The 22,705-nt window shown below is 68.5% G+C and carries 23 protein-coding genes; 12 read left to right on the forward strand and 11 right to left on the reverse strand.

All coding sequences use genetic code 11. The features are described from left to right. Positions 1–32 precede the first annotated feature (32 nt). Complete coding sequence (locus tag AB0E56_RS08405; protein ID WP_359798135.1) at positions 33–917, forward strand: aminodeoxychorismate lyase; 885 nt, start codon at positions 33–35, stop codon at positions 915–917. Between the two features lie 63 nt (positions 918–980). Here AB0E56_RS08405 and AB0E56_RS08410 read toward each other — a convergent pair whose 3' ends face one another. From AB0E56_RS08410 to AB0E56_RS08445, 8 genes are all read right to left on the reverse strand, one after another. Next, positions 981–2,024 (reverse strand): NAD(P)-dependent alcohol dehydrogenase, encoded by a 1,044-nt coding sequence (locus AB0E56_RS08410; protein WP_359798137.1) that lies wholly within the window; start codon positions 2,022–2,024, stop codon positions 981–983. A 146-nt stretch (positions 2,025–2,170) separates the two neighbouring features. Continuing rightward, positions 2,171–2,950 carry a phosphate ABC transporter ATP-binding protein PstB gene (pstB, locus tag AB0E56_RS08415; protein ID WP_359798138.1) on the reverse strand — a complete coding sequence of 260 codons (780 nt, stop codon included), beginning with the start codon at positions 2,948–2,950 and terminating at the stop codon, positions 2,171–2,173. Positions 2,951–2,978: 28 nt separating this feature from the next. Continuing rightward, a complete protein-coding gene (pstA, locus tag AB0E56_RS08420) occupies positions 2,979–4,070 on the reverse strand; it encodes a phosphate ABC transporter permease PstA (RefSeq protein ID WP_359798139.1) in 1,092 nt (363 codons plus the stop codon). Position 4,071: 1 nt separating this feature from the next. After that, complete coding sequence (gene pstC, locus AB0E56_RS08425) at positions 4,072–5,049, reverse strand: phosphate ABC transporter permease subunit PstC (protein WP_359798140.1); 978 nt, start codon at positions 5,047–5,049, stop codon at positions 4,072–4,074. Positions 5,050–5,153: 104 nt separating this feature from the next. Further along, positions 5,154–6,257, reverse strand: coding sequence for a phosphate ABC transporter substrate-binding protein PstS (locus AB0E56_RS08430; RefSeq protein WP_359798142.1), 1,104 nt, complete (start codon positions 6,255–6,257; stop codon positions 5,154–5,156). Positions 6,258–6,407: 150 nt separating this feature from the next. Continuing rightward, the gene (locus AB0E56_RS08435; RefSeq protein WP_359798143.1) at positions 6,408–7,397 is read right to left on the reverse strand and encodes an NUDIX hydrolase; all 990 of its coding nucleotides are present in this window, start codon (positions 7,395–7,397) and stop codon (positions 6,408–6,410) included. Continuing rightward, complete coding sequence (locus tag AB0E56_RS08440) at positions 7,394–9,559, reverse strand: RNA degradosome polyphosphate kinase (protein ID WP_359798145.1); 2,166 nt, start codon at positions 9,557–9,559, stop codon at positions 7,394–7,396. Before AB0E56_RS08440 ends, AB0E56_RS08435 begins: the two co-directional genes overlap by 4 nt. Positions 9,560–9,611: 52 nt before the next feature. After that, the gene (locus AB0E56_RS08445; RefSeq protein WP_183150665.1) at positions 9,612–10,295 is read right to left on the reverse strand and encodes a response regulator transcription factor; all 684 of its coding nucleotides are present in this window, start codon (positions 10,293–10,295) and stop codon (positions 9,612–9,614) included. Between the two features lie 73 nt (positions 10,296–10,368). On the opposite strand from AB0E56_RS08445, the gene AB0E56_RS08450 reads away from it, so the two are divergent. The 3 genes from AB0E56_RS08450 (at position 10,369) to AB0E56_RS08460 (ending at position 12,541) form a co-directional block, all read left to right on the forward strand. Beyond that, entirely contained in the window at positions 10,369–10,659 is a 291-nt protein-coding gene (locus AB0E56_RS08450) for a hypothetical protein (RefSeq protein ID WP_359798146.1), read from the forward strand. A gap of 150 nt (positions 10,660–10,809) precedes the next feature. Then, on the forward strand, positions 10,810–11,412 hold the full coding sequence (locus AB0E56_RS08455; RefSeq protein WP_359798148.1) for an FABP family protein: 603 nt from the start codon (positions 10,810–10,812) through the stop codon (positions 11,410–11,412). Between the two features lies 1 nt (position 11,413). Beyond that, positions 11,414–12,541 (forward strand): folate-binding protein, encoded by a 1,128-nt coding sequence (locus tag AB0E56_RS08460; RefSeq protein WP_359798149.1) that lies wholly within the window; start codon positions 11,414–11,416, stop codon positions 12,539–12,541. A 2-nt stretch (positions 12,542–12,543) separates the two neighbouring features. Here AB0E56_RS08460 and AB0E56_RS08465 read toward each other — a convergent pair whose 3' ends face one another. Further along, the gene (locus tag AB0E56_RS08465) at positions 12,544–13,371 is read right to left on the reverse strand and encodes a class I SAM-dependent methyltransferase (protein ID WP_359798151.1); all 828 of its coding nucleotides are present in this window, start codon (positions 13,369–13,371) and stop codon (positions 12,544–12,546) included. A gap of 59 nt (positions 13,372–13,430) precedes the next feature. Here AB0E56_RS08465 and AB0E56_RS08470 point away from each other — a divergent pair, with 59 nt between their 5' ends. Then, positions 13,431–14,180: a phosphoglyceromutase gene (locus AB0E56_RS08470; protein ID WP_359798152.1), complete on the forward strand. Its 750-nt coding sequence runs from the start codon at positions 13,431–13,433 to the stop codon at positions 14,178–14,180. A gap of 68 nt (positions 14,181–14,248) precedes the next feature. Here AB0E56_RS08470 and phoU read toward each other — a convergent pair whose 3' ends face one another. After that, complete coding sequence (gene phoU, locus AB0E56_RS08475) at positions 14,249–14,959, reverse strand: phosphate signaling complex protein PhoU (RefSeq protein ID WP_183150660.1); 711 nt, start codon at positions 14,957–14,959, stop codon at positions 14,249–14,251. A gap of 219 nt (positions 14,960–15,178) precedes the next feature. On the opposite strand from phoU, the gene AB0E56_RS08480 reads away from it, so the two are divergent. Further along, complete coding sequence (locus AB0E56_RS08480) at positions 15,179–16,396, forward strand: ATP-binding protein (RefSeq protein ID WP_359798154.1); 1,218 nt, start codon at positions 15,179–15,181, stop codon at positions 16,394–16,396. Next, a complete protein-coding gene (locus tag AB0E56_RS08485) occupies positions 16,393–17,076 on the forward strand; it encodes a response regulator transcription factor (protein WP_183150659.1) in 684 nt (227 codons plus the stop codon). The genes AB0E56_RS08480 and AB0E56_RS08485 overlap by 4 nt, the downstream gene beginning before the upstream one ends. Positions 17,077–17,133: 57 nt before the next feature. Here the strand turns inward: AB0E56_RS08485 and AB0E56_RS08490 are convergent, their stop codons facing one another. Continuing rightward, the gene (locus tag AB0E56_RS08490) at positions 17,134–17,667 is read right to left on the reverse strand and encodes a DNA modification methylase (protein WP_359798155.1); all 534 of its coding nucleotides are present in this window, start codon (positions 17,665–17,667) and stop codon (positions 17,134–17,136) included. 135 nt (positions 17,668–17,802) lie between these two features. Here AB0E56_RS08490 and AB0E56_RS08495 point away from each other — a divergent pair, with 135 nt between their 5' ends. The 5 genes from AB0E56_RS08495 to rlmB all read left to right on the forward strand — a co-directional run bounded on the left by AB0E56_RS08495 (position 17,803) and on the right by rlmB (position 22,701). Next, positions 17,803–18,285 (forward strand): CarD family transcriptional regulator, encoded by a 483-nt coding sequence (locus AB0E56_RS08495; protein WP_136056290.1) that lies wholly within the window; start codon positions 17,803–17,805, stop codon positions 18,283–18,285. Between the two features lie 69 nt (positions 18,286–18,354). After that, the gene (gene ispD / locus AB0E56_RS08500) at positions 18,355–19,569 is read left to right on the forward strand and encodes a 2-C-methyl-D-erythritol 4-phosphate cytidylyltransferase (protein ID WP_359798157.1); all 1,215 of its coding nucleotides are present in this window, start codon (positions 18,355–18,357) and stop codon (positions 19,567–19,569) included. Positions 19,570–19,634: 65 nt separating this feature from the next. Beyond that, complete coding sequence (locus tag AB0E56_RS08505; protein ID WP_359798159.1) at positions 19,635–20,225, forward strand: short chain dehydrogenase; 591 nt, start codon at positions 19,635–19,637, stop codon at positions 20,223–20,225. A gap of 72 nt (positions 20,226–20,297) precedes the next feature. Further along, complete coding sequence (gene cysS / locus AB0E56_RS08510; protein WP_359798161.1) at positions 20,298–21,701, forward strand: cysteine--tRNA ligase; 1,404 nt, start codon at positions 20,298–20,300, stop codon at positions 21,699–21,701. Next, positions 21,694–22,701, forward strand: a complete 1,008-nt coding sequence (gene rlmB / locus AB0E56_RS08515; RefSeq protein WP_359798162.1) for a 23S rRNA (guanosine(2251)-2'-O)-methyltransferase RlmB — start codon at positions 21,694–21,696, stop codon at positions 22,699–22,701. Before cysS ends, rlmB begins: the two co-directional genes overlap by 8 nt. Positions 22,702–22,705 lie beyond the last annotated feature (4 nt).

The following is a 22,705-nucleotide window of genomic DNA, read 5'->3' on the forward strand; positions in this document are numbered from 1 at the left end:
CCCGAGGTATTCCCGCCCTCTAGGCTCGGATCATGACCGGGCGCTTCGCACTCATGATCGATCCCGTCGCCGCAGAGGAGCAGCGCTCCGACTACGGCGACACCTTCACGCAGGTGGATGCGGCGGCGCCGGCGCTGAGCGTGGGCGAGCTGAGCACGCAACGCGGTGACGGCGTGTTCGAGTCGATCGGCGTCATCGACGGGCACGCGCAGGAGGTCGTTCCGCACCTGGAGCGCCTCGCCCACTCCGCCCGTCTGTGCGACCTTCCCGTTCCGAACCTCGCGCAGTGGCGGCAAGCTGTCGAGCGTGCCGCCGCCCAGCTCGGGTCGGGGGAGTCCGTGATCAAGCTGATCCTCAGTCGCGGTGTCGAGCACGGTCCCACCCCGACCGCATGGGTGACCGCCGCGCCCGCCGCCGACTTCTCGACGGTACGCGCGAACGGGGTGCGCGTGGTCACGCTCGACCGCGGATACGACCTGGGTGCGGCAGAGCGAGCGCCCTGGCTGCTGTTGGGGGCCAAGACGCTGTCGTACGCGGTGAACATGGCCGCTCTGCGGGAGGCCCGCCGCCGCGGCGCCGACGATGCGATCTTCCTGTCGAGCGACGGCTTCGTGCTCGAGGCGCCGACCGCGTCGCTCATCCTCCGATACGGCGATCGTTTCGTGACCCCGGCGCCGAACGGGGGCATCCTGCACGGCACCACCCAGCTCAGCGTCTACGAGCACCTCGAGGGCCGGGGCTTCGAGACGGCGTACGACCGCATCCCCGCATCCGACCTGCCTCGTGCCGACGCCGCGTGGCTGGTCTCCAGCGTGCGCCTCGCCGCGGCGATCACGGCGATCGACGGCGCGTCGCTCTCCGTGGACGTGTCGCTGACGGACGAGCTCAACGCCTACCTGCTCTCGCCCCGCGACTGATCCCCGGCACCCTCTGCGAGCTCGCAGAACAGGCCGGAGCCTTCCGGCTCCGGCCTGCGGCGTTCACGCGTGCGGGGTGACGACAGCGCGTCCGCTGAGCTTCCCGTCGTGCAGATCGCGGTAGGCGTCCAGCGCCTGGCTCATCGGGTAGGTCTTGATCTGCGGCGTGATCTTCCCGCTGCGGTACAGGTCGACGACCTCGTAGAGCTCCTCGATCGTCCCCCAGTAGGTGTTCGTCAGCTCCGCTTCGTACGGGTTGGTGTAGAAGCTCCAGTCGGTGGGGCCGCCGGCGACGCCGACGACCGTGATGCGACCGCGTCGAGCCACGACCTGTTGTGCGAGTTTGATCGTGGGCGTCACCCCGACGAAGTCGAACACCGCGTCGACGCCCTGACCGCCGGTCGCCTCCCGGATCCGCTCCGCCTGTCCCTCGCCGCCCTCGATCGGGATGGCGCCCGACTTCTGTGCCTCGGCCATCGCTTCGCGCTTCATGTCGGTGGCGTAGATGTCGGCGCCGGTCAGGGCTGCGAGGATCTGGACGGCGATCTGCCCGAGTCCGCCGAGTCCGATCACCAGGGCGGACTTCCCGCCACCGGCCAGTTTCGGGAGGGCGAGCTTGATCGCGTGGTACGGCGTGAGGCCGGCATCCGACAGCGGTGCCGCCGTGATGGGGTCCGCGTCTCCGAGCGGAACGAGGTTGCGTGCCGGAACCGTCATGTACTCGGCCATCCCGCCGTCGCGGCCGAGGCCGGTGGCGAGGTAGGGCTGGGTCGCGGCGTTGTAGCAGTACGTGTCCTGTCCGCGGGAGCAGGCCGGACAGTGCTGGCAGCCGATCGGACCGTACGAGAGGAAGGCGTCCCCCACATTGACACCGGTCACTCCGGGGCCGACTTCCTCGATCCAGCCCGAGTTCTCGTGGCCGAGCGTGTAAGCCGGAGCGAGCTGCTCGCCCATGCTCTCGTCGAACTGCTCGAACACGGCCACATCGGAGTGGCACGCACCCGCACCGGCGATCTTGAGCAGCACCTCACCGGGCCCGGGGACCGGGCGAGGGACCTCCTCGATCGAGGGGAACGTCTTCCAAGCAGTGAACCGGACAGCCTTCATGGTGACTCCTTCTCAGAGTGCCGGGCCATCGCCTCCCTGCGAAGGATCGGGATCCGGCACGTGCGTTCCTTCCAGCCTAACGATCCGCGCCAGCGCGGCGGAGGCTGCGCGGCCTTCCGCAAGGGACGCCGCTCACAGTGCCGTGGTCACCCGAAGCGTCCGGAGACGTAGTCCTCCGTGGCCTGGACGCTGGGCGTCGTGAAGATGCTGGTGGTGTCGTCGTACTCGATGAGCTTGCCGGGCTTTCCGGTGCCGGCGATGTTGAAGAACGCGGTCTTGTCGGAGACGCGGCTCGCCTGCTGCATGTTGTGCGTGACGATCACGATCGTGAACTCGTTCTTGAGCTCCCCGATCAGCTCCTCGATGGCGTAGGTCGAGATGGGGTCGAGGGCCGAGCAGGGCTCATCCATCAGCAGCACCTCCGGCGACACGGCGATGGCGCGGGCGATGCACAGACGCTGCTGCTGGCCGCCGGAGAGTCCGGAGCCTGGACGGTCGAGACGGTCCTTGACCTCGTTCCACAGGTTCGCCCCGGTGAGCGACTTCTCGACGAGGTCGTCCTGGTCACTCTTCGACATGCGGCTGTTGTTGAGCTTGACTCCGGCGAGCACGTTCTCCTTGATGGACATCGTGGGGAACGGGTTCGGGCGCTGGAAGACCATGCCCACCTGGCGCCGCACGAGCACCGGGTCCACGCCAGGGCCGTAGAGGTCCTTGCCGTCGAGGAGCACCTCACCCTCGACGCGGGCTCCCGGGATGACCTCGTGCATGCGGTTGAGGGTGCGCAGGAACGTGGACTTGCCGCAGCCGGAGGGGCCGATGAAGGCCGTGACGCTGCGCGGCTGGATGTCGAGGGAGACGCCCTCCACAGCGAGGAAGTCGCTGTAGTAGACGTTCAGGTCGTTGACTTCGATGCTCTTGGACACGTGATTCCTATTCTGAGTGGTCGGGCGCTCAGCGGCCGGAGACCTTGGGGGCGAACAGCTTCGCGATGAGACGGGCGAGGAGGTTCAGCACCATGACGATGAGGATGAGGGTGAGGGCTGCAGCCCAGGCGCGTGCGATGGACGCATCCGGGTTCGTCCCCTGGTTCATGTACTGGTTGTAGGCGAACACGGGCAGGGTCATCATCTGTCCGTTGAAGATGTTCGTGTTGAGGCTCTGAGTGAAACCGGCGGTGAGCAGCAGCGGAGCGGTCTCGCCGATCACGCGGGAGATCGCCAGCATGATCGAGGTCATGATGCCGGCGATCGAGGTCGGCAGGACCACCTTCAGGATCGTCAGCCACTTCGGAACGCCGAGCGCGTACGAGGCCTCCCGGAGTTCGTTGGGGACGATGCGCAGCAGCTCCTCGCTGCCGCGCACGACGACGGGCGTCATCAGCACGGCGAGAGCGAGGGCGCCCATGAACCCCATGGAGATGCCGGGGCGGATGAGCAGCGCGAAGACGGCGTAGATGAACAGACCCGCGACGATCGACGGAATGCCGGTCATCACGTCGACGAAGAAGGTGATCGCCTTCGCGATCTTCCCGCGACCGTACTCCACGAGGTAGATCGATGTCATCAGCCCGATCGGCACGGAGATGACCGTGGCGGTGAGGGTGATCAGCACCGTGCCCCAGATGGCGTGGACGATGCCGCCGCCATCACCGACCACGTTGCGCATCGAATAGCTGAAGAACTCGAGGTCGAAACGCTCGATGCCGTTCGCCACCACCGTCCAGAGCAGCGACACGAGGGGCAGCAGCGCGATAAGGAACGCGGTCGCGACGAGTGCCGTCATCAGCCGGTCGACCGCCTTGCGCCGGCTCTCCGCGATCGAGGAGATGACGGTGATGATCACCATGTAGAGAAGGATGCCGACGATCGCCGTTCCGACGATGTTGAAGTCGGCCAGGCTGGAACCGGCGGCCGCGACGGCGAAGATCGCGGCGGAGATGGCGAACGATCCGGCGAGAAGTGCCCAGGGCGCCCATTTCGGCAGCTTGCCGGAGGTGAGCGAGACGGTGCCGGCCGCGGCGGGAGCGGTGGTGAGGGTGGTCATGTCAGTTCGCTCCCGAGAATTCGGCGCGGCGGGCGACGATCCAGCGCGCCACCGCATTGACCGCGAAGGTCACGACGAAGAGGATGAGGCCGGTCGCGATCAGCGTGTTCACTCCGGTCCCGTGCGCTTCGGGGAAGGCGAGGGCGATGTTCGCGGGGATCGGCGTGGGGTTGGTGGCGGTGAGGACAAGGAAGCTGACGACGGCGGAAGGGGAGAGCACCATGGTCACGGCCATCGTCTCGCCGAGAGCGCGGCCGAGTGCCAGCATCGCCGCCGAGACCATGCCGCCGCGTGCGAACGGGAGCACGGCCATGCGGACCATCTCCCAGCGGGTGGAGCCGAGGGCGAGGGCCGCTTCCTCGTGGAGTTTCGGCGTCTGCAGGAAGACCTCGCGGCAGATCGCCGTCATGATCGGGATGCACATCACGGCGAGCACGAGTGCTGCGGTGAGGATCGTCTTGCCGGTGGAGGAGACCTGTCCGCCGAAGAACGGCACCCAGGAGGCGTTCGTGTTCAGCCACGCGTAGATCGGCTGCAGGAGGGGGGCGAGCACGAGACCGCCCCAGAGGCCGAAGACCACGGACGGGACAGCCGCGAGCAGGTCGATGATGTACCCGAGGAAGGCTGCCAGGCGCCGGTGCGCGTAGTGCGAGATGAACAGGGCGATGCCGATGGCGATCGGTGCGGCGATGAGCAGTGCGATGAACGACGCCCAGAGCGTGCCGAACACGAGCGGCCAGACGTACACCCAGAACGACTCGCCCTTGAGGATGTGGTTGTCGCTGGTGTCGAGCTCGAATGCCGGGAGGCTCTGGATGAAGAGGAAGGCGGCGACCAGCGCGAGAACGATGAGGATGATGATCCCCGCCGCGAGGGCGGTACCGGAGAACACGCGGTCGCCTAGTCGCTGTTTGGCCTTTATCGGCGCGGGCGGCGCCTTGGTGGGTGCCGGTGCGGGCGCCTGCGCGGTCGTGCTCATGATCTCCCTGTTTCGGGCCGGATGGAGATGGAACGGATGCTGACCGGGAGGTGCCCCCGCGCCCCGTCGGGACGCGGGGGCACCGTGTCAGTCGATCGGCTGGATCAGCCGACCTGGATCAGGTCGATCGCGGCCAGCACCTGCTCGCGCAGGCCGTCCGAGATCGGGGCGCTGCCGGCGTTCTCCGCTGCGGCGTCCTGGCCCTCGGCGCTCGCGATGTAGGAGAAGTACTCCTTCACGAGCTCTGCGACGTTGCTGTCCTCGTACTGCTCGCAACCGATGAGGTAGCTGACCAGGGCGATCGGGTAGGCGCCGTCGGCGGCGGCGGACGGGTCGACGTCGAAGACGAGGTCGGCTTCACCGCGGCCCTCGGCCAGGGGCGAGTTCTCGACCAGCTTCGACGCGGCTTCTGCGGAGTAGGGGACGAACTCGTCGCCGACTCCGACCGCGACCTGGCCGAGGCCGTCGGCCTGCGACGCGTCGAGGAAGCCGATGGCGCCGTTGCCGGCCGTGATGGCCTGCTTCACGCCCGACGTTCCCTGCGCGGCTTCGCCACCCTGGATCGGCCAGACGTCGGCGGGCTCGTACGTCCAGATGTCGCCTGCGGTCGCGTTGAGGTACTTGGTGAAGGTCTCCTGCGTGCCCGAGGGGTCGGAGCGGTGCACCGGCGAGATCGCCAGATCAGGCAGCTCGACGCCGTCGTTCAGCGCAGCGATCTCGGGAGCGTTCCAGTTGGTGATGGTGCCGGCGAAGATGCCCGCGATCGTGGCGGCGTCGAGGTTCAGCGAGTCGACGCCCTCGAGGTTGAACGCGACGGCGACGGGGGAGATGTAGAGGGGAACCTCGACGATGTCGTCGGTCGTGCAGGCGCCGAAGCCTCCGGCGGCGATCTCCTCGTCGTTGAACGCGCGGTCGGAGCCGATGAAGTTGCTGCCGCCCTCGAGGAAGTTCTCGCGGCCCGTGCCCGAGCCGGTGGGCTCGTAGTTGACGGTCACGTCGGGGTTGGCGGTCTGGAATGCGGCGACCCAGGCCTCCTGGGCGGCGGCCTGCGACGACGCGCCGGTCGCGTCGATGGTGCCGGAGAGAGTGGACTCCGTGGGCTCGTCGGTGGAGCCGCCGGTGCCGCCTTCGTTCGCGGCACAGCCGGCGAGTGCGAGAGCGGCGACGGCGCCGATGGCGCCGATTCGTGCGATTCGGGAGATCTTCACTGTGGATCCTTCGATCTTGGATGGGTGGGGCCCGGTGCAGGGCACACAGTGACGCTATGGGCGACGGTTAACGAGACTCTCCCGAGCAGGTGAACGGCAGGTGAACGACGAGCGACTCTCTGGGGTGCTTCCGCGAGAATCCGGGGGTCGTCAGACCTTGGGGATATGCGTCTCGATCGCGATGATGCCCGAACCGGGATTCGTGGCCGACAGGTGCACGACCGAGAAGGCGGCGGGTTCGAGGTCCGCCGCGCTGCCGAGGTATGACCCGTGGAGGGTGCCGGTGGCCAGAGCGATCTCCGACAGCAGACCGGGGAGCACAGGACCGTGGCTGCACAGCACAGCCGGCTTCCCGGAGCGCACGCGCCGACCGACGACCGCGCGGAGATCGGCGGTGCCGTCCTCCCACGCATCCTGACTGATCTTCTCCGTCTTGACGGGTTTGCGATCGAGCGCCTTGGCCAGCGGGGTGACGGTCTCGACGCAGCGGACGGCGTCGCTGGTCACGATCTTGCGCACGCCGAAGGCACGCAGCGGTCCGACGATGGACTTCGCCTGCGTGCGTCCGCGCTCGGTCAGCGGACGCGCCGCATCCGCACGGTCCCAGTTCGACCGCGAGAGCGCTTTGGCATGGCGGAGTGCGATCACGGGGAAAGTGCGCAGCACACCGTCGTCCACGAGGTTCGAGAAGAAGTCCAGGATCTCGAGATCCACCGGGTAGCTCAGACGCGAACGGGCCTTCTTGACACTGACCCATTCGACCGCCGCGATCTCGCGATTGGGCACGAACGTCGAGGCGCGGATCGCGTCCTCCGTCGCCTCGGCCGCCCAGTAGTGCACGATCTTCTGCTTCTGCGACGCCAGGTGATACCGGCTCACGCCGACCGGAACGCCGAGCGAGACCCGGATGCCGGTCTCCTCGTGCACCTCGCGCACGGCCGTCTCGGCGAGCATCTCGCCGGGGTCCACCTTGCCCTTGGGCAGCGTGACGTCGCGATACTTCGTGCGGTGGATCAGGAGGATACGGAGCTTGCCGTCGACGATGCGCCAGACCACGGCACCCGCGGCGTACACGGCCTTCTCCGCCCACTTCGACGTCGTCGCGGCGTCAGGCGGGAGCTGCAGCTGCCGCCCGGTCATCGCACCGCCCGCGCGCGACGGCGCCGTTGGATCAACCCCATGGTCTTATCCTGCAGGTCGACCAGGGGCTTTCCCTCGGCATCGACGGCGTGGCGTTCCCACACGCCACCGGCGCCGAGGTGCCACGAGGTGGTTCCTGCATCCATGGCCAGGTCGAAGAACGTCTGCAGCTCCTTGAGGTGAGCGGGGTCGGTGACGCGCACAAGCGCCTCGACGCGACGGTCGAGGTTGCGGTGCATCATGTCGGCGCTGCCGATGTACACCTGCGGGTCGCCGCCGTTGTCGAAGGCGAAGATGCGCGAGTGCTCGAGGTAGCGGCCGAGGATGCTGCGCACGGTGATGTTGTCGCTGATGCCCTCCAGGTCGGTGCGCAGGCTGCAGATGCCGCGGACCCAGACGTCGACCTTCACTCCGGCCGCACTGGCGCGGTAGAGCGCGTCGATGATCTCCTCATCGACCATCGAGTTCACCTTGATGCGGATGTGTGCGGGGGTCCCGGCCTCCGCGTTCTTGCGTTCGGCGTCGATCTGCCGGATGAGTCCCTTGCGGAGGTGGAGCGGGGCGACGAGAAGCCGCTTGAACTTCTTCTCGATCGCGTAGCCGCTGAGTTCGTTGAACAGTCGCGTCAGGTCTTTGCCGACCTGCGCGTCGGCGGTGAACAGCCCGAAGTCCTCGTAGATCCGGCTGGTCTTGGGGTTGTAGTTGCCGGTGCCGACGTGCGAGTAGTGGCGCAGCATCCCGTCTTCCTCGCGGATGACGAGGGCGAGCTTGCAGTGCGTCTTCAATCCGACCAGGCCGTAGACCACGTGCACGCCCGCCTTCTCGAGCTTGCGTGCCCAGACGATGTTGTTGGCCTCGTCGAACCGGGCCTTCACCTCGACGAGGGCGAGCACCTGCTTTCCGGCCTCGGCGGCATCGATCAGTGCCTGCACGACGGGGCTGTCTCCCGAGGTGCGGTACAGGGTCTGCTTGATCGCGAGCACGTGCGGGTCGCGTGCAGCCTGTTCGAGGAACGCCTGCACGCTGGTCGTGAACGACTCGTACGGGTGGTGCACGAGCACGTCGGACTTGCGGATGGCCTTGAAGATGTCGGCGCGGTTGCTCGACCCCGCCGGCTGGAACGCGACGGCGGTCGTCGGCAGATGCGGCGGGTAGCGCAGGTCGGGTCGGTCGATGCGCGACAGGTCGAACAGGCCGCGGAGGTCGAGCGGCCCAGGGAGGCGGTAGACCTCGAGGTCGGTGATGTCGAGTTCGCGGACCAGGAGATCCATCGTGACATCGTCCATGTCGTCGGTGATCTCGAGGCGGATCGGCGGACCGAAGCGGCGACGCAGCAGTTCGGCCTCGAGCGCCTGGATCAGGTTCTCGCTCTCGTCCTCCTCGATCTCGACGTCTTCGTTCCGGGTGAGGCGGAACGCGTGGTGGTCGAGGACCTCCATGCCGGGGAACAGATCGCCGAGGTGGTTCGCGATGAGTTCCTCGAGGCGGAGGAAGCGCTTGATCTCGCCGCCTCCGGGAACCTCCACGAAACGGGGGAGCATGGGCGGCACCTTGAGGCGCGCGAACTCCTGTCGGCCGGTGCGGGCGTTGCGGATGCGGATCGCGAGGTTCAGCGACAGGCCGGAGATGTACGGGAAGGGGTGGGCCGGGTCGACCGCGAGCGGCATCAGCACGGGGAAGACCTGCGCGGCGAAGTACTCCGAGAGGTCGGTGCGCTCGTCGTCGGTCAACTCGGACCAGTCCGCGATCTCGATGCCGGACTCCGCCAGCGCAGGTCGCACGAGCGAGTTCCATGCATCGGCATGGCGCAGCTGGAGGGCGTGCGCCTCGCGGGAGATGTCGGCGAGCGCGTCGACCGGAGAGCGGCCGATGTTCGTCGGGACGGCGAGACCCGTCATGATGCGCCGCTTGAGCCCGGCGACGCGCACCATGAAGAACTCGTCGAGGTTGCTGGCGAAGATTGCCAGGAAGTTCGCCCGCTCGAGCTCGGGCAGCGACGGATCCTCGGCGAGCTCCAGCACGCGCTGGTTGAACGCGAGCCAGCTCAGCTCGCGGTCCAGGTAGCGATGGTCGGGAAGCTGGGAGTCGGGCGACTCGATGGCGTCGAAGTCGTCGTCTTCGGCGTCACCGAGGCCGGCGTCGGCGAGTGCGGGATCGATCATGGGGTACATCTAAGCACCGCCAGGTGACGCCCGTGTGAACGAGCGCTCCCTGTCACCGGGCCGCGACGACGCTGTCGTCCTCGTTGACGTTGAAGCGGTAGCCGACATTGCGCACGGTGCCGATGATCTGCTCCTGGTCGCCGAGCTTCGCCCTGAGCCGTCGTACATGCACATCGACCGTGCGCGTGCCGCCGAAGTAGTCGTAGCCCCAGACCTCGCTCAGCAACTGTTCCCGCGTGAACACGCGAGAAGGGTGGGTGGCGAGGAAGTGCAGCAGTTGGAACTCCTTGTACGTGAGGTCCAACGGCCTGCCACGCAGCTTCGCGGAGTAGGACTGCTCGTCGATCGTGACGCCGGATGCCTGCACGCGTGCGGGCTCGGCGACCTCGTCGCGTCGAGCCAGCGCCAGCCGGAGGCGTGCGTCGATCTCGGCCGGCCCCGCGGTCACGAGCAGCACGTCGTCGATCCCCCAGTCGCCGGAGAGGGCGCTCATCCCGCCCTCGGTGACCACGAGCAGCAGCGGTGCATCCTGACCGGTCGCGCGCAGAAGACGGCACAGCGACTTCGCCGCGACCAGGTCGTGGCGTCCGTCGACCATGACGACGTCGTAGTCGGGGGCGTTGACCAGTTGCGCAGGCTCAGCCGGAATCTGGCGCGCCTTATGGCTCAGCAGCTCCAGAGCGGGCAGGACCTGCTCCGAGAGCGGAGCATTGGTCAGAACCAGGACCAGGGCCACGCGCACTCCTCACCGACGTGGGATCGACGCCGTGCCGCCATGATACCGGGAGCGGATGCGCAACAATGGTGTCATGACGGAACCAGCACTCGCACCGCGCAACGCGTTCGTCGGTGTGATCGTCGTGTGGGCGGCGGCGTTCGTCACGACCGTGGCGATCGGGATCTTCGTGCCTGAGGAGTGGCGCGTCCCGTGGATGCTGGTCGGATTCGGCGGCGTCGTGCTGCTGTCCTTCGCCGTGCAGCTCTGGTACGGACGTACGCAGGGATTCATCTTCCGCGTGGCGAGCAGTGTCGTCGGCGCCCTGCTGCTGATGGGCGTCATCTCCGTCGGGTTCGGCGTCGCCGCACTGATCCCGACCTGACCTCGGCGCGGCGCGGTAAGGTGGATCGCATGGACCTCATGGCGCTCGAAATCTTCTTCATCGGCCTGCTGGGCCTCGCGAGCCTCGCTATCGTTTTCGTCTCGGCAGTGGTGCTCCGCAACCTCTTCCGCGGCCAGCGCTGACGCGATCGTGATCGAACTTCCCACCGACCTCCCCGCCGACCTCGCGCCCTTCGCGTGGTTGATCGGCGTGTGGGAGGGGACCGGAGTCATCGACTATCCCGTCGGTGACGAACGTCTGCAGGGCGAGTTCACGCACCGGGTCAGCTTCAGCCACGACGGCGGGCCCTTCCTGAACTATTCGGGCACGGCCACGTTCCTCTCCGAGGACGGCGCCCCGGCCACTGCACTGCTCGCCGAGACGGGCTTCTGGCGACTCGCCCGCCCGGCGACGGCCGCGGATGCCGGACCGGCACTCCTCCCGCCGACCGCGCCGCCCGTCCGACGCACCGTCGACGACGTCGAGACCCTGCGCGCGCCGAGCGGCGGCTTCCCGATCGAGGTGTCCCTCGCGCATGCCGACGGCGCTCTCGAGCTCTACATCGGCGAGATCAACGGCCCCCGCATCGACATCGGCTCCGATGCCGTCGTGCGCAGTGCTGGGGCGAAGGTGCACACCGCGTCGTCGCGGATGTACGGACTCGTCGACGGGCATCTGCTGTGGGCGTGGGACATCGCCGCGCTCGGCACCCCGCTGCGCTCGCACGCGTCTGCCCGACTCGCGAAGGTGTGACGTGCGCGGTTTCGGCGGCCTGAGCGGCGCGATCTCCGACGGCGAGGTCATCGCGCATTTCGGCGACGCCTTCCGCGAGCAGCGCCGTCTCGCCGATGGTGCGGCGCTCGCACCCTTGGGCGACCGCACCGTGATCGAGGTCGCCGGCCCAGAGCGGTTGACCTGGCTCGACTCGATCACCTCGCAGGCCGTCGGGCGCCTCGCACCGGGGGAGAGCACCGAGCTGCTGGTGCTCGATCCGCAGGGACGCGTCGAGCACGCCGCCGGTGTGTTCGACGATGGCGCATCGACCTGGCTCATCGCCGATGCGGGAGACGCCGAGGCGCTCGCCGCGTGGCTGACCCGCATGAAGTTCCGTGCGCAGGCGACGGTCGATGTGCGCGCCGACCTCGAGCTGGTCGGCTTCCTGGACGCCGGCTCGATCGCAGCGACGGCGTCCGCAGCCGCATTCGCCCCGAACGGCGTGCCCCTCGTGTGGGCGGATCCGTGGCAGCGGATCAGCGCCGGAGGACACCAGTACTCCGAGGTCGCCGAGCACCCCGGTGCCGACTACGCCTGGCGCGTCGCGGTGCTGACCGCTGCGGGGGCCGAAGACCTGGCGGCGGCACTCGATCGCGATGCCCTCGCCGGGATCCTCGCCGCCGAGGCGCTGCGGATCGCCGCGTGGCGTCCGCGCTGGGCCGCCGAGGTCGATGATCGCTCGCTCCCTCATGAGTCGGACTGGATCCGCAGCGCGGTTCATCTGAACAAGGGGTGCTACCGCGGGCAGGAGACCGTCGCCAAGGTGCACAACCTCGGGCATCCGCCGCGTCGCCTCGCCGCCCTCCATCTCGACGGGAGCGATGCCGTGCTCCCGCAGCCGGGTGACCCGGTGTTCGCGGGTGACGAAGAGGTGGGTCGCCTCACCTCGGTGGCCCGTCACCACGAAGACGGCCCCATCGCTCTGGCGATCCTGTCGCGGCGCGCGCCGGTCGGCGATCTGGTGGTGCGGTCCGATGGCGTCGACATCGCGGCGTCCCAGCAGGTCATCGTCCCCGCGGATGCGGGAGCCACGGCGGACATCCCGCGCCTGACCAGGCTCTCGCGGCGCCCCTCCGCACCCGATCCGCGCAGCTCCGGCGTCGGCTGAGGTCAGACGGAGCGGGGAGCGACCGCTTCCCAGGGCAGCGTGAGTTCGCCCAGACGCCAGCGACTCCGCCCGCCGCGCACCGGCCACCCCTGATCGCGCAGGGCGGTCACGGCTGCGAGAAACCGCTGGGTCGCCCCGAACGTCGACAGCGGCGCCGCTCGGTCCCATTCGCGATCGAGATCCACGAGCAAGGTGTGTATCCGCTCGCCGGTCACGTTGCGATGGATCAGCGCCTTCGGCAGGCGCTCCGCGACGATGCTGGGCCGTTCGAGGTCGGCGAGCCGCAGGGAGATCGTGAAACGCCGGGGGACGGCCTGCGCGTCGACGTCGACCCAGCTCGAGACGCGGCCGATCTCGTCGCACGTCCCCTCGAACAGGAGGCCGCCGGGTGCGAGTCTGCCTGCCATGCGGGACCAGGCGTCGGACACATCCTGCTCGTCGTACTGCCGCAGCACGTTCATGGCGCGGATGACCGCGGCAGCGCGTCCGGCGGGAAGCGGTACCTCGAACCCGCCGCGGGCGAACGACACCGGGAGGTCTGGTGCGAACGGCGTGCGTCCGGCCCGCACCTCGGCCAACTGCGCGTCGGCGGTGGCCACCCGTGCGGGGTCGATCTCGAGGCCGTGCACCTCGACGTCATCCCGCACTCGCACGAGTCGAGTCGCGAGCTCGAAAACGGTGACGCCGCTCGCGCCGTAGCCGAGGTCGACGACCAGCGGGTCGGACGCGCGTCGCAGGGCGTCGCTCGCCGCGATCCAGCGATCGTTGCGCCGCAGTCGGTTCGTCCCCGTCGTGCCGCGGGTCGGCCGACCGAGGGGAGATGACGCCATGTCTCCATCCTCCCAGCATCCGGCTCGGTCACCGGTCCGTGCGCGGATAAACTGGCGGCATGACTGCGACGCGTACCCTCATCCTGCTCCGCCACGGCCGAAGCGAGTGGAACGAGCTCAACCTCTTCACCGGCTGGGTGGATGTCCGCCTCAACGAGCAGGGCGAGAAGGAGGCGCGTCGCGGCGGAGAGCTGCTGGCCGAGTCCGGCATCCTCCCCGATGTGCTGCACACGTCGCTGCTGAGCCGTGCGATCCAGACCGCGAACATCGCCCTGGATGCCGCCGACCGCCTGTGGATCCCCGTCACCCGCTCCTGGCGGCTCAACGAGCGGCACTACGGTGCGCTGCAGGGCAAGGACAAGGCGCAGACGCTGGAGGAGTTCGGACCGGAGCAGTTCCAGCTGTGGCGCCGCTCGTTCGACGTGCCGCCGCCCGTGCTCGACGACGACAGCGAGTTCAGCCAGGTGAACGACATCCGTTATGCGGACATCGATGGCGAGGTTCCCCGCACCGAGTCGCTCAAGCTCGTCATCGATCGCCTTCTTCCGTACTGGGAGAGCGCGATCGTCCCCGACCTCGAGGCGGGCAAGACCGTCCTCGTCACGGCGCACGGCAACTCGCTGCGCGGTCTCGTGAAGCACCTCGAGGGGATCAGCGACGACGACATCGCCGAGCTCAACATCCCCACGGGGATCCCGCTGGTCTACGAACTGGACGAGAACAACGTCCCCACCGGTCCCGGTCGCTACCTCGACCCTGAAGCCGCCGCCGCCGGTGCCGCCGCCGTGGCCGCGCAGGGCAAGAAGTAGGTCGTCTCCGAAACGAGGAAGCCCCCGATGCGAAGGCATCGGGGGCTTCCTGGTTCGCGCCGCGCGCGTCAGGCGTGACCGAACTCCTGCTGTTCCAGTCCCTGCTGCTCCACGGCGAGGGGGATGTCCTCCTCCTCGACCGCCCAGTCGCCCGTGGCGAGGTAGACGACCTTCTTCGCGACGGCGACCGCGTGGTCGGCGAAGCGCTCGTGGTAGCGGCTGGCGAGCGTGGCATCGACGGTCGCCGTCGCCTCGCCCTTCCAGTTGTCGCTGAGCACCTTCTCGAACACCGTGGCGTGCAGCTCGTCGACGTCGTCGTCCGCATTGCGGATCGCATCCGCGAAACGCAGGTCCTGCGTGCGCAGCAGCTCGGAGAGCGTGCGAGCCACCTCGACGTCGAGTTCGCCCATCTTCACGAACGTGCCCTTGAGGCCCTTCGGGATGGCGCGCTCGGGGAAGCGGAGGCGGGCGAGCTGAGCGATGTGCTCCGACATGTCGCCCATGCGCTCGAGCGAGGCGCTCACCCGCAGCGCCGTCACGACGATGCGCAGATCGCGGGCGACCGGCTGCTGGCGGGCGAGGATCTCGATGGCCTGCTCGTCGAGGGCGACGGCCAGTTCGTCGATCTTGGCGTCGTCGGCGATGACCTCCTCGGCAAGGGCGACGTCGCTGGTCGCGAAGGCTCTGGTCGCCTTGTCGATCGAGACCGTGACGAGGTCGGCGATCTCGACGAGGCGGGACTGGAGGTCCTCGAGGGACTGGTGGAAGACTTCGCGCATGTTGGGGCGCAACCTTTCATTCGGAACTCGGCTGTGTCGTCAGCGCGAGACGGCGGGTCGTCCGCACGAGAGCAGGTCTGTGCACCCGCACAGGCCCGAAGCGATTGTCTGCTTCGAAGATTAACGAACGGTGCCCAGCACGTGAATAGTACTTCTCCGGTTCCCGCCAGGGCGCGGAAACCCGCCGGACGGACGGTGAACGCACTCTACGCTTATGACATGACCTTGCCGCAGCTCGCGCTGTCTTCGCTCGCCATCGGGCTGATCATCGGCGTCGGCCTCTCGCTGCTCGTGGTGTGGGCCTATCGCGCTCGGGCACGAGTGCAGGAGGAGACATCGCTGGCGATTCCGGCGGGTATCACCGACGTCCTGCACAGCATGGACGATGCAGCGGGCGTGGTCGATTCCTCCGGGCTCGTGCTCGCCGCGTCGCAGGCCGCGAGCCGGTTCGGTATCGAGGTCGGGTCAACGCTCGACAACCCGGAGCTCCGCCAGCTCGTCCGCGGGGTCAGGGCTGACGGCGGCACCGCCACGGAGTCGATGCGGATCACCCGGGGCGGTCTGAGCCTTGACCCTCGGCTCGTCTCCGCCCGCGCCAGCGCCATCGGTGCCCGGTTCGTGCTGCTCATCATCCGCGACGTCACCGAGCAGGAGCGGCTCGACCAGATGCGTCGTGACTTCGTGGCCAACACGAGCCATGAGTTGAAGACGCCGGTGGGCGCGGTGAGCCTGCTCGCGGAGGCCATCGAGTCCGCCGCGGATGATCCGGCCCAGGTGCGGATCTTCGCGGCGCGGATCTCGGCGGAGGCGGGGCGCCTCGGCCAGCTGACGGGCCGCATCATGAGCCTCTCGCGGCTCCAGGCGGAGGACGGCCTGACGAAGGTCGGCCCCGTCGCCATCGACGAGGTCATCGCCTCCTCCATCGAGGCGCACGTCGTGCAGGCGGATTCCGCGGGCGTCGAACTCGCCAGGGGCGGAGATCGCGGTGTCTGGGTGCGCGGCGACGCGCAGATCCTGATCGAGGCGGTCGGCAACCTGATAGCCAACGCCATCGTCTACTCGCCGCGCGGATCGCGTGTCGGCGTGGGGGTGCGCGCGGAGGACGGTGTGGTCGAGATCGCGGTGTCCGACCAGGGCATCGGCATCGCGGAGGCCGATCGGGAGCGGATCTTCGAACGCTTCTACCGGGCGGACGAAGCCCGTTCGAGGCGTACGGGCGGCACGGGACTGGGACTGTCCATCGTCAAGCACGCCACGCAGCGTCACGGTGGCGAGGTGCGACTGTGGTCCCGGCCAGGGCGCGGGTCCACCTTCACGGTCCGGCTTCCTCGCATCGATGCGCCCGAGTACGGCGATGCGGGCAAGAAGAGCAAGAAGAAGCGCGCACGCAAGGCGGCCAAGGCCTCAGCGCGCGTTCGAAACGGAGAGAGAGCATGACCCGAATCCTTCTCGTCGAAGACGAGCCCGACCTCGCCGACCCGCTCGCGTATCTGCTGCGCCGAGAGGGGTACGAGGTGGAGATCGCAGAGGACGGCCCCGGCGCGCTCACAGCGTTCCGGGAGCGCGGCGCCGACATCGTGCTGCTCGACCTGATGCTGCCGGGGATGCCGGGCACCGAGGTGTGCCGGCAGATCCGGTCGACATCCGCGGTGCCCATCATCATGCTCACGGCCAAGGACTCCGAGGTCGACATCGTCGTGGGCCTCGAGCTCGGAGCCGATGACTACATCACGAAGCCGTACTCCTCTCGGGAGCTGCTCGCCCGGATGCGCGCGGTGCTCCGCAGGGTGGTGCAGGCCGACAGCGAGCTCGACGAGCGCGTGCTCGAGGGCGGCCGGGTCTCACTCGACATCGACCGGCACACGGTCTCGGTCGCGGGTGCCCAGATCAACATGCCGCTCAAGGAGTTCGAGCTGCTCGAGGTCCTGATGCGCAACTCGGGGCGAGTGCTCACCCGCGGTCAGCTCATCGATCGGGTGTGGGGAAGCGACTACTTCGGCGACACCAAGACGCTCGACGTGCACATCAAGCGCATCCGGTCGCGCATCGAGGAGAACCCCGGCGAGCCGGTCATGCTCGTCACCGTCCGCGGCCTGGGATACCGGTTCGAGGGCTGACAGGAAAGAGGCCGGCGCCCCGAGGGGTGCCGGCCTCCTTCCTGCGTCAGCGAGCGATCACTCGGCGGGCGCGGGAGCTGCCGTGTCAGTCGGAGTCGGCGTCGGGGACGGCGTGCGCACTGATTCCGAAGGCACGAGGTCGGAGTAGTAGGGGAGCGAGCCGTCGAGGACCGGGACCTCGGCCTTGACGCCGGTGGAGTCGCCGGACTGGAAGTGCATCTCGACGGTCGCACCGGGCTTCGTGTCGAGGTCGAGGATCCGCAGCGGCTCCTCGTCGGCGCCGAGGCTCACGGTGCCGTTGCCCGGCACGGTGATGCTGAACGGCTCGCTGCCCGCGAGCGCGACCGTGAGGGTGGCGCTCTCGTCGGTGGGGTTCACGATCCCGGCGATGAAGTTGCCGATCGTGCCGTCTTCGTTCGCGATGATGAGGGCGTTTCGCACGTCGATCGGACCATCCGCATCGGAGATGTTCACGCCGTCTGATGCCGCGTACTCCGTCTTCGTCGACTGCGGGGTGATGAAGGTGCACCCTGTCGCGCCGAGCAGAACGATGGCGCTGAGGGCTGCAGACGCAACAAGGCGCGATTTCACGGGTCCTCCTGAGGTCCGGCGGGATATCCGCATCCATTCTATGGGTAAGTCGAGGCGGGCTCAGGGCCTGGGGAGCGCGAACCTTAGCGCATCCGCCCTGTGGTATCCTTGAGGTTGCCGAAAGGACACGTTTTTATGCTTTTTGAGGTTGGCGAAACCGTCGTCTATCCCCACCATGGCGCTGCGACCATCATCGAGGTCAAGGAGCGCATCATCAAGGGAGAGACGAAGAAGTACCTGAAGCTCAACGTCACGCAGGGCGACCTGATCATCGAGGTTCCGGCCGAGAACGTCGACCTGGTCGGCGTCCGTGACGTCATCGGCAAAGAGGGACTCGACCATGTGTTCGAGGTGCTGCGTGCGCCCTTCACCGAAGAGCCGACGAACTGGTCGCGCCGATACAAGGCGAACCTCGAGAAGCTCGCCTCGGGCGATGTGATCAAGGTGAGCGAGGTCGTCCGCGACCTGTGGCGCCGCGACCAGGACCGCGGTCTGTCCGCGGGCGAGAAGCGGATGCTGGCGAAGGCTCGTCAGATCCTCATCTCCGAGCTCGCGCTGGCCGAGAAGACCGACGAGGACAAGGCGGGCGCACTGCTCGACGAGGTCCTCGCCTCCTGATTTCTCTGCGAAGGGCGGATGCTTCGGCATCCGCCCTTCGTCGTTCCCGCCACGCGGTAGCGTGAGACGGTGACTCTGCTTCCCGTACCCGACATCGCGATCATCGTCGTCGCCGCCGGTTCCGGCACGCGTCTGGAGGCGGGTGCGCCGAAGGCACTGGTCGGGATCGATGCGCACACGATCCTGCGCCATGCGCTCGACGGCGTCTTCGCGGCCGCTCCTGCCCAGGTGATCGTCGTGGCACCGCCCGGCTATGAGGGGGACGCGCTCGCAGAGCTCGAGGCCGCGGCGGGCGACCGGCGAGACCTCGGTCGTGTCGTCACGGGGGGCGCCACCCGCCAGCAGTCCGTCGCGGCGGGACTCGCGACGCTCTGGGGTGACGTGAAGACCGTGCTCGTGCACGACGCGGCTCGCGCCCTCACGCCGCCGTCGCAGATCGACGAGGTGGCCCGATCGGTCACGGCCGACGATGGCGTGCTCCCCGTGCTGCCCGTCGTCGACACTCTCAAGAAGGTGGCGGACGGCGCCGTGGTCGAAGCCGTCGACCGCTCCGAACTCGCCGCAGCGCAGACGCCCCAGGGCTTCCCCCGTGCCGGCCTCGAGGCGGCGTACGCGAAAGCGCTCGCGGATGGCGCGGAGTACACCGACGATGCCGCGCTGTTCGCGGCAGCCGGGTATCGCGTGCGCCACATCCCCGGTTCCGCGCTCGCCTTCAAGATCACCACTCCCGATGATCTCGACCGCGCACGGCACCTGCTCACGGCAGCGGGCACCGTGTCCTCTGCATCTCAGCCGGTTGCGGCGGTGCGCACGGGCACCCCACGGATCGGCGTCGGTACGGACGTCCATGCTTTCGGCGGTGAGGCGAACCTCTGGCTCGCCGGACTCGAATGGCCGGGGGAGCAGCCGCTCTCGGGTCACTCCGACGGCGATGCCGTCGCTCACGCGATCGTGGATGCGTTGCTGGGCGCCGCGGGACTCGGTGACATCGGGGAGCACTTCGGCACCTCGCACCCCGAGTACGCAGGAGCGCACGCGGACGTGTTCCTGGCGCGGACGCGCGAACTGCTCGTCGAAGCGGGATTCGCGATCGGCAACGTCTCGGTCCAGTTCCAGGGCAACCGGCCGAAGTTCAGCCCGCGACGGGCCGAGGCGCAGTCCCGCCTCGCAGAGATCCTCGGGGCGCCGGTGTCGATCTCCGCCACGACCACCGACGGCCTCGGCTTTCCCGGCCGGTCGGAGGGCATCGCCGTCACCGCGGTCGCGATCGTCTTCCCGGTCTGACGCGATAGCGTGAAGACGACCAGAGCGGGTTCCGTGATCGCACGGGCAGGACGGAAGGAGCCGGAGTGAAGATCCTCATCATCGGTGCGAGCGGGCACGTGGGTCGCGCGGCCGTGTCGGCGCTCGGCGGGCACGAGATCGTCGCCGCCTCGCGGAGCGGGCAGCCCTCGGTGGACGTGACCGACCCCCGCTCCATCGAGCGCCTGTTCGACCAGGTCGGGGAGGTCGACGCCGTCGTCGCCGCCGTCGGGAGCGTGCCGTTCGCACCGCTCGCCGACCTCGACCGCGACGACTACGAGGCCGCGCTCCGGGGCAAGGTGCTTTCGCAGCTCGACATCGTCCGCATCGGAACGCGCTTCGTCCGCGACGGGGGCTCCTTCACGCTGACCTCCGGCATCCTCGCCCGCGAGCCGATCGCCACCGGCGCGGCGGCTTCCCTCGCCAACGGCGCTCTCGAAGCTTTCGTGCTCGGCGCGGCACCGGAGCTGCCCCGCGGCATCCGCATCAACGCCGTCAGCCCCTCGGTGCTCGAGGACGCACCCTCGTATCACTCGTCCTTCCCCGGCTTCGTGCCGGTCTCGTCCTCCCGGGTCGGGATGGCCTACGCCAAGAGTGTCCTCGGGGTGCAGACCGGCGAGGTGCTGCCGGTCGACTGAGCCGGCGCGCGCCGACATGAGGCCGCGCGGCGCGCCCAGACTCGCGGAGACCGCGCCCGGTAGGCTTGAGCGGTGACTCTCCGCCTCTACGACACCCGCGCCGCGGTGTTGCGTGACTTCGTGCCTCTCGATCCCGAGAACATCACGATGTACGTGTGCGGACCCACGGTGCAGTCCGGACCTCACATCGGCCACGTCAGAGCGGCACTCAGCTTCGATCTGCTGCGGCGCTGGCTCGAGCACCGCTACGGTCGCGTCACGTTCGTCCGCAACGTCACCGACATCGACGACAAGGTGCTCGCCAACGCGACGGACGCCGAGCCGTGGTGGGCGCTCGCCTATCGGATGGAGCAGGAGTTCACCGCGGCCTATGCGGGTGTGGGTATTCTTCCGCCGACGTACGAGCCCCGAGCCACGGCATCCGTCCCGCAGATGCAGGAGTTGATCGCGGTGCTGATCGAGCGCGGTCACGCGTACCCGGCACCGGACGGCTCCGGCGACGTGTACTTCGATGTGCGCTCCTGGTCCGAGTACGGTGCGCTGACGCACCAGTCGCTCGACGACATGGAAGCGGCAGAAGACGCGGACCCTCGTGGGAAGCGGAACCCGCAGGACTTCGCACTGTGGAAGGGCGCCAAGGTCGATGAGCCGGCGGATGCGACGTGGCAGTCCCCCTGGGGTGCCGGGCGTCCTGGCTGGCACATCGAGTGCTCCGCCATGTCGAGGCGGTATCTCGGCGCGGAGTTCGACATCCACGGAGGGGGCCTCGATCTGCGGTTCCCTCATCATGAGAACGAGCTCGCGCAGTCGACGGCGGCCGGCGACGGCTTCGCCCGGTACTGGGTGCACAACGGACTCGTGACCGTTGGCGGGCAGAAGATGTCCAAATCGCTCGGCAACTTCACATTGGCCGCCGATGTGCTCGCTCTGCAGGATGCGCTGGTGGTGCGTTACGCGCTCGCCGCCGCGCACTATCGCTCGAGCCTCGACCTCAGCGAATCGTCGTGGACCGAGGCTGAGGCGGCTCTCGCGCGCATCGCGACGTTCATCTCCCGTGTCCGCCGTGCGCTTCCCGGTGCACCGGACGAGACGCGGATCGGCGAGATACCCGAGGAGTTCGCCGCAGCGATGGACGACGACCTCGGCGTTCCTCAGGCGCTCGCCGTGTTGCACGAGACGGTGCGACGCGGCAACACGGCGATCGATGCCGGTGCGGACGAAGAGGCGTGGGCCGCCTTCGTCCAGGTGGACGCCATGGTCCGGCTGCTCGGGTTCGACGAGCTCATGTCCAGCGGGGGAGACCTCGCTGAACACCGCACTCTGGACGCATTGGTCCAGACGATGATCACCCAGCGCGCGCAGGCACGCGCTGACAAGGACTGGGCGGCGGCGGATCGCATCCGAGACGCGATCGCCGCCGCAGGAATCACGCTGGAGGACACTCCGGCCGGAACTCATTGGAGTATCGATGGCTAAGCCACAGCGCCCCGGCGCGAGCAACGGCAAGAAGAAGGGCCCCACCAAGGGCACCGGTGGACTCGGGCGCAAGGCGCTCGAGGGTCGCGGACCGACCCCGAAGGCCGAGGACCGCGCCTGGCACCCGGCGGGAAAGCGCAAGGCGGCCGCCGAGCGCTACGCCGCGTCCGGGGGCAAGGGCAAGCCGGGCGCGAGGCAGACGTCCGGCGGGAACCCGAACCGTTCCGCCCGCGCGAAGGACAACACCACCGACACCGAGACGGTGACCGGACGCAACTCGGTGCTCGAGGCGCTGCGGGCGAAGATCCCTGCGACGGCGTTCTACATCGCACAGCGGGTCGAGATGGACGACCGTGTCAAGGAGATGCTGTCGATCGCCACGCACCGCGGCATCCCGGTGCTCGAGGTGACGCGCCAGGAGCTCGACCGGATGGCCGGCTTCGACGGCGTGCACCAGGGTGTGGCCGTCAAGGTGCCGCCGTACGAGTACGCGCATCCGCAGGACCTTCTGGAGCAGGTCATCGACGACGGAGGGGTGCCGTTGTTCGTGGCACTCGACGGCGTCACCGACCCGCGGAACCTCGGCGCGATCATCCGGTCGACCGCGGCATTCGGCGGACACGGCATCATCCTGCCGCAGCGGCGCTCCGCCGGTGTGAACTCCGCCGCGTGGAAGACGAGTGCCGGAGCTGCGGCCCGGATCCCGGTGGCGCTCGCGACGAACCTCACCACGCAGCTCAAGGAGTTCAAGAAGCAGGGCGTCTTCGTGCTCGGGCTAGACGGCGACGGCGACGTGCAGCTCCCCGACCTGCAGCTCGCCGACCGCCCTGTCGTGATCGTCGTGGGCTCGGAGGGCAAGGGGCTGTCGCGGCTCGTCACAGAGACGTGTGACCAGATCGTCTCGATCCCGATCTCGGCTGCGACCGAGTCCCTGAACGCGGGGATCGCCACCTCCGTCGCCCTGTACCAGGTGGCGACGGTACGCGCCCTCAAGAAGTAACAGC

This window comes from Microbacterium sp. NPDC028030, assembly GCF_040637855.1.
GTDB lineage: Bacteria > Actinomycetota > Actinomycetes > Actinomycetales > Microbacteriaceae > Microbacterium.